5 protein-coding genes are annotated in these 7,326 nt (G+C 54.5%); all 5 read right to left on the reverse strand.

The genetic code is table 11. The features are described from left to right. Positions 1-542, reverse strand: a 542-nt coding sequence (gene cobA, locus ABWP27_RS11365) for a uroporphyrinogen-III C-methyltransferase (protein WP_353156814.1), incomplete at its 3' end; no start/stop codon positions are given. Then, on the reverse strand, positions 514-1,509 hold the full coding sequence (gene ybiB, locus ABWP27_RS11370) for a DNA-binding protein YbiB (RefSeq protein WP_353156817.1): 996 nt from the start codon (positions 1,507-1,509) through the stop codon (positions 514-516). The genes ybiB and cobA, both read right to left, overlap by 29 nt. Positions 1,510-1,596: 87 nt before the next feature. After that, on the reverse strand, positions 1,597-4,446 hold the full coding sequence (locus ABWP27_RS11375; protein ID WP_353156819.1) for a nitrate reductase: 2,850 nt from the start codon (positions 4,444-4,446) through the stop codon (positions 1,597-1,599). Then, positions 4,443-4,796, reverse strand: a complete 354-nt coding sequence (gene nirD / locus ABWP27_RS11380; protein WP_353156821.1) for a nitrite reductase small subunit NirD — start codon at positions 4,794-4,796, stop codon at positions 4,443-4,445. The genes ABWP27_RS11375 and nirD overlap by 4 nt, the downstream gene beginning before the upstream one ends. Positions 4,797-4,879: 83 nt before the next feature. Further along, positions 4,880-7,318 carry a nitrite reductase large subunit NirB gene (gene nirB / locus ABWP27_RS11385; protein WP_353156824.1) on the reverse strand — a complete coding sequence of 813 codons (2,439 nt, stop codon included), beginning with the start codon at positions 7,316-7,318 and terminating at the stop codon, positions 4,880-4,882. Positions 7,319-7,326 lie beyond the last annotated feature (8 nt).

Genomic DNA, 7,326 nt, shown 5'->3' on the forward strand with positions numbered 1-7,326 from the left:
CCCATATAAATCACCAGCGTCAGATTGAGTTTGGCCAGCGTATTCCAGTCCGGATTGGACTCGGCATTTTTGCCGTGCCCGGTAATAAAGATCGCGCCCTGACTCCATTCACGATGTGTGAGCGGAACACCTATCGACGCCGGCGCAGCGAGACCGCTGCTGATGCCGTTAATCACTTCAACGTCGACACCTTCAGCTTGCAAATGATCGCGCTCTTCCCCGCCGCGACCGAAGATAAACGGGTCGCCGCCTTTCAAACGCACGACGCACTGTCCGGCTTGCGCTTCGGACAACATCAGCCGTTCGATGAATTCTTGGGGAGTTTGCTTGCAGCCGCCGCGTTTGCCGACGTTGACGATGCGCGCAGTTGCCGGCGCATATTGCAATACTTCCGGATTGACCAGATCGTCGATCAGGATCACATCTGCCTTGGCGATCGCTTTCACTGCCTTGATCGTCAGCAGATCCGGATCACCAGGACCTGCGCCAACCAAAAACACTTTACCTAATACCTTACCGAACTGCTCCATCTTGACCACCATGTTTACTTTGTAGATGTTTAGCTACAAGCAAACACTGTTCCACCTGCTCCAGAATGGATATCGGGATAGGTTCTTCGCCGCGCAGCGCGGCTTCTATCCATCTAGCCGTCGTAACAGCATCGCGTTCTGCAGGCAATGGAGGCAAGTCATCAACCGGCTCCTGCTTTTGCACCAGGATCGTGCATTCGCCCTCATGCATCCAGCTTATCTGTTGTGCACGTTTGGCATTGGCAACGGTTTCGCCTTCTGTGCCACGCATCAAAAATGCATCCCCACGTTCAGCCGGCGCAGCTGTCGTGAAGTAACTGGTCAACATGGCAAGATATTCAGGATGTGTGTAAGAGGTCAGGCGCAAGGCCGGGGTGGCAAACGGCTGCATGATCTTGACCAGCGTGTGCGTGGAGTTACGCACGCCGAGTATGCGGCGCATCGCCAGCAAACGCGACATGCGCGGAGCCAGATCTTCAATCGGCATCAATACTGGTGCGCGGCGCGCAAACTGTTCGGCAACTTGCTGCTCATTGTGCGAAACCGGATAGCCGAGTTCTTTCAAAATTTCTGCACTCGTCACTCGACCGGGGTCTCTAGTCACGCCGTGAATAAATACCGGCGCACCTTCACGCGCCAGCAGCAAGGCCATCAAAGGCAGCAAGTTGGGCATCTGACGCGCGCCGTTATAACTCGGGATGACAATAGGTGCGTAATCGCCAGCAGGTGCAACTACAGGCTCGAATGACGCTTCCGCAGCATCGACAAAGCCGGCAATCTCATCGACCGACTCACCCTTGATGCGCATCGCGAGCATGATGCCGCCCATTTCCAGATCAGAGACACGTCCGTCCAGCATGGCTGCATACAATAGCTGGGCATCGTCGCGTGACAAACTGCGCGCGCCTTTGACGCCGCGCCCGATTTCCTTGATGAAACGAGCGGTGGCGAATGGTTCGGTATTGGAAGGATTTTGCATGCCGCAGAGGGTACACCGAAGCCCGGTTCTGCGAAAGTACAGAACCGAGTAAGACGATGTAAAAATTACAGTGAAAAAATCAAGAGTCTAAGCAGCCTTGGCAGGCATCTGCTGGCTGGAAATGATTTTCTTCAATTCCGGAACGCATGATCCGCAATTGGTGCCGCACTTCAGTTTCTGCTGCAGACCCGCCAGTTTCACGTCTACCTCGCCGCCCGCACCGACCAAGCTATCGTTGATTTCCGTTTCAGATACATTGAAGCAGTTGCAGACGATACGACCACGCGACTTGAAGTTTTGCGGCGGTTTGTTCGATGGCATCAGCAACAGTCGGCCCAATGCAGCAACCGGTTGCTCGCTCTCCAGATATTCCTTCAGCCAGCCTTCGGCAGAAATATCGCCCGCGAGTGACACTGCCTGTAACTTGCCATCACCAATCAGAATGCGACGCGAATTGCCACGCTTGGTATCGTCGTAGCGCAATACTTGCGCACCGGCGATGCTGAATTTTTGTTCTATCTCTGCGGTCAGCGCAGGATCCGCTGCATAGTCGTCCGCAGCACGGAAGGACACGCCAACTTTGTCACGCCCAAACAGCGTGCACGACGCATAGGCAAACTTGCGCATCATGGGCCGCAACGCCGCTTGCAAATCCAGCAGCTTGGCTTCATCTATCCAGCCGAACACGATAAAACGCCAGGGGAATTCTGCTTTCAAAATCTTGACTGCAGAATGTTTCAATTCCGGCTGCTTGGAGCTGGAATCGTATGCCGGTGTGGTCAATGCGTTCACGCCATAAGTGCCATCGCCATCGCGGCCACGACCTGACACATATTCCTCACCCCAGTGCATACCGATGAAAGCTTGCCCGGCGCGCATATCGTCGCCCAGGGCAACCGGGAAAATTTGCGAGCCACGTTTGCTGGTGACGTGCACCAGATCGCCGGCATTCAACAAACGACGTTCCATATCGATTCTGGACAAAACAACCGCCGGCTCAGCCGCATGCGAAAACAATTGCGCGACGGTACCGGTACGGCTCATGCCATGCCATTGATCGCGCAAGCGACCTGTCGTCAGATGAAAAGGGAAACGCGCATTGACAGGCTCAGCCACCGGCTGATACACCGTATTCACAAACTTCGCGCGGCCGTTAGCGGTCGGGAATATGCCGTCTTCATACAGACGTTTCTTGCCGATAGTCGCGCCCTCAGGAAACGGCCATTGTTGCGGGCCTTGTTCTTCCAGCAGCTTGAAACTCAAACCCGTGATATCGAGATCGCGACCGCGGGTTGATTCACGATGTTCGTTCCAGATTTCTTCCGTGGTTTCAAACGGGAAGATAGACGACTCCTTACCAAGCGCGTATTCCAGCTTGCGCGCGAAGTCGACTGCGATTTCCCAATCGTGTTTGGTTTCGCCCAACTTCGGCAACACGGATTTGAAGCGCGTAATGCGACGTTCGGAGTTGGTAACCGTACCTTCTTTTTCACTCCACGTTGATGCCGGCAACAACACGTCGGCATAGTCACAGCTCGCGGTTGTTTTGTACGCTTCCTGCACAATGACGAGTTCGGCATTGCGCAATGCTTCACGGATCATGGCCTGCTCAGGCATCGATTGCGCAGGGTTGGTACAGACTATCCAGATGATCTTGATGTCGCCGGTGCGCACTGCTTCAAACATTTCGACAGCGCTTTTGCCAGGTGTCGCCGGCACATCGGCCACACCCCATAATTTTGCGATCTCGGCGCGATGCTGCGGATTCGCCAGATCGCGATGCGCAGACAGCATGGTGGCGAGGCCACCCACTTCGCGACCGCCCATTGCATTTGGCTGGCCAGTCAACGAAAGCGGACCTGCCCCAGGCTTGCCGATCTGATGTGTGGCCAGATGCAGGTTGATCAGTGCCGCATTTTTTGCAGTGCCGGATGAGGATTGATTCAAACCCTGACAATACATGGACAGTGTTGCTTTCGATTTGCCGAACATGCGCGCGGCCTGCATCAAATCCTCTTCCTTGATGCCGCAGATATCGGCAACAAATTTAGGCGTGTACTCGCGTACTGTCTGCTTCAGTTCCGCAAAACCTTCTGTATGCGCTGCTATATATTCGAGATCGACCAGATCTTCCCACAGACAGATATGCAGCATGCCGTTGAACAGCGCGACGTCGGTGCCAGGCAAAATCGGCAAAAATAAATCAGCTTCGCGTGCGGTATCGGTACGGCGCGGATCGGCGACAATGATTTTCAGTTGTGGATTGGCCTTGCGTGCATCTTCAATCCGGCGATAGATGATCGGATGAGCGTACGCAGTGTTCGAACCCACGATGAAAATAACTTCTGCCTGGTCGATATCTTCATAGCAGGGCGGCGGCGCATCGGCGCCCAGTGTTTGTTTGTAACCGGCCACTGCACTCGACATGCACAAACGCGAATTGGTATCGACGTTGTTGGTGCCGATCAGCCCTTTCGCCAGTTTGTTGAAGACGTAGTAATCCTCGGTCAGTAACTGCCCGGAAAGATAAAAGCCAACGCTATCCGGGCCATGATCGCGTATCGTTGCCGCAAATTTATTGACGATGTAATCCATCGTCGTTGCCCACGACGTACGTTCACGTTCATCCGTGCGTGCCAGCCGCATTTCCGGGTACAGCGCCCGCGACTGCTGCTGCAGTGCCGGACGCGCGGTCAAATGCAGCGTGCTGCCCTTGGTACACAAACGGCCGAAGTTGGCCGGATGGTCAGGGTCGCCGCGCACGCCGATCACCTTCTCTCCATCGCTTTGGATCAGGACACCGCAGCCCACCCCGCAGTAACAGCAGGTGGCTTTGGTTTCGGTCGTGGGCGATAAAAATGCAGACGCAACTGCGGATGCAGCAGCGTCAATGACCGAAAGTTCCGGCCGGGCAGCAGAAGGCAGTGAGTCACTCATGCAGCGGCGGCCTCGCTCACCGTGGCATTCAATTCCACCACATCCAGATAGACCTCGCCGTCTTCCACCTTGACACTGAATTTTTGTGTGCAACCTTCATCCGGCGCAGCAGCGCAGCCGGAGTCCAGACCTATGCTCCAGTTGTGCAAGGGACAGGCAACGCGTTCACCAAACACGATGCCTTGCGACAAAGGGCCACCCTTGTGTGGACAGCGATCCAGCAAGGCAAAAACCTTGTCTTCGCTATTGCGAAAAATGGCGACGTTCGGCTGGTCTGCACGATTGACGACGCGGGAACCGAGCACTGGAATGTCCGTTACCTTGCAAATGACTTTCCATAGTTTTGACATACATGACCTTGATAAAAATGATTGCTGTTATTGAAGTAATGCTTTTCTGAATTGATGCGGATCAGATCCGCATCAATTCGGTCTTAAACCGACAAGGGCTCGAACTGACGCGTATCGACCATCGCTTTTTCCGGTTCATGCCATGGATCGGCTTCACCTTCCAGCGAGAACAGCAAGCGTTCATACAAGGCTTTGCGGTTTTCCGCATCTTCGATCACTTTCTGTTTCGCATGCTCCAGACCTACACGCGCAAGGTAATGCACGGTTCGTTCCAGGTACCAGCCTTCTTCGCGATACAACTGCAGGAAGGCGCCGGCGTATTCCAGTACCTCTTCATGTGTTTTCAGCTTGACGAAAAATTCTGCAACCTCGGTCTTGATGCCGCCGTTGCCGCCCACATAGATTTCCCAGCCGGAATCAACACCGATGATGCCGACATCCTTGATGCCTGATTCCGCACAATTGCGCGGACAACCGGATACCGCCAGCTTGACCTTGTGTGGCGCATACATGCGCGCCAGTTGATGTTCCAGCTGCTGCCCCATCTTCGTCGAATCCTGCGTGCCGAAACGGCACCACTCGGAACCTACGCAAGTCTTTACCGTGCGTAAACCTTTTGCATAAGCAAGGCCGGATGGCATGCCGAGGTCGCGCCAGACTTCACGCAAATCCTCTTTTTTCACGCCCAGCAAATCGATGCGCTGACCGCCGGTAACCTTGACGGTAGGGATCTTGAACTTGTCGACCACATCGGCGATGCGACGCAACTCGGAAGAATTGGTTTCGCCGCCCCACATACGCGGAATCACCGAGAAGGTGCCGTCCTTTTGAATATTGGCGTGCGCACGTTCATTGATGTAACGCGATTGCGGATCGTCCCTGGCTTCATGCGGCCAGGTCGAGATCAGGTAATAGTTGATCGCCGGACGGCAAGTCGTGCAGCCATTCGGCGTACGCCAGTTCATTCTTTCCATCGTGGCGGCAACAGTCAGCAATTTTTCTGCCTTGATCGCATCGCGTACTTCCTGATGGGTGTGATCGGTACAGCCGCACATGGACTTGGCCTTGCTCGATGCCGAATAATCGCCGCCGGCAGTGGCCATGATGATCTGTTCAACCAACCCGGTGCATGAACCGCAGGATGCCGACGCCTTCGTGTGCTTGCGTACATCCTCGATCGTGAACAGGCCTTTTTCCTTGATGGCCTTGACGATCGTTCCCTTGCACACGCCATTGCAACCGCACACTTCTGCACTGTCCGGCATGGCAGCGGCCTTGCTGAAACCTTCGTGACCGGTATCGCCAGGGCGCGTGGTATTGGCTTCGCCGAACATCAATGAATCACGTATCTCGCTGATGTCCTTGCCTTCGCGCAGCAAATTGAAATACCAGCTACCGTCGACAGTGTCACCGTACAGGCAGGCGCCAACCAGCTTGTCTTCTTTCAAAACGAGTTTCTTGTACACGCCGCCGATAGGATCGGACAGCATGATTTCTTCGGTGCCTTCACCGCCCATGAATTCGCCGGCCGAGAACAGATCGATACCGGTTACTTTCAGTTTGGTCGAGGTGACCGAACCTTGATAACGGCCGATACCGTAGTTGGCCAGATGATTGGCGCAGACTTTTGCCATTTCAAACAAGGGTGCCACCAGGCCGTATGCAGTGCCGCGATGATTGACACATTCGCCTACCGAATAAATCCGTGGATCATAGGTTTGCATCGTGTCGCTGACGACGATGCCGCGGTTGCAGTAGATGCCGGTTTCTTCGGCAAGTTGTGTGTTCGGGCGTATGCCGACTGCCATCACAACCAGTTGTGCCGGGATTTCTGAGCCGTCGGTAAAGCGCAATGCCTTGACGCGGCCGTTTTCGTCGCCGACGACTTCCTGTGAGTTTTTACCCAGCAGGAAATTCAGACCACGATCTTCCAGCGACTTTTGCAGCATCTTGCCGGCGACGTTATCGAGCTGGCGTTCCATCAGCGTTTCCGGCAGATGCACGACAGTTACATTCATCCCGCGCAGCTTCAAACCGTTGGCCGCTTCCAGACCGAGCAGCCCCCCGCCAATGACAATTGCGTGCGTATGCACCTTGGCCGCTTCTATCATCGCGTTGGTATCGTAGATATCGCGATAGGAAATCACGCCCGCCAGATCCTTGCCCGGGATCGGCAGCATGAAAGGATTGGAGCCGGTCGCCAGCAGCAGGCGATCGTATTCGGCAGTTGTGCCGTCATCAGCAATCACCAGACGTTTGACGCGATCGATCTTGATGATCTTTTTGCCCAAGTACAGTTTGATGTCGTTTTCCACATACCAGTCGACATCGTTCAACATGATGTCCTGGATCGTTTGTTCGCCAGCCAATACCGGGGACAGCAAGATACGGTTGTAATTGGCATACGGCTCGGCGCCGAATACCGTGATGTCATATAAGTCAGGTGCAATCTTGCGTAGTTCTTCCAAAGTACGCACGCCTGCCATACCGTTACCGACCATGACCAGTTTCATTTTTTTCATCGCTGCAT

It is taken from the genome of Herminiimonas fonticola, from assembly GCF_040395855.1.
In the GTDB taxonomy this organism is placed as follows: Bacteria; Pseudomonadota; Gammaproteobacteria; order Burkholderiales; family Burkholderiaceae_D; genus Oxalicibacterium; species Oxalicibacterium fonticola_A.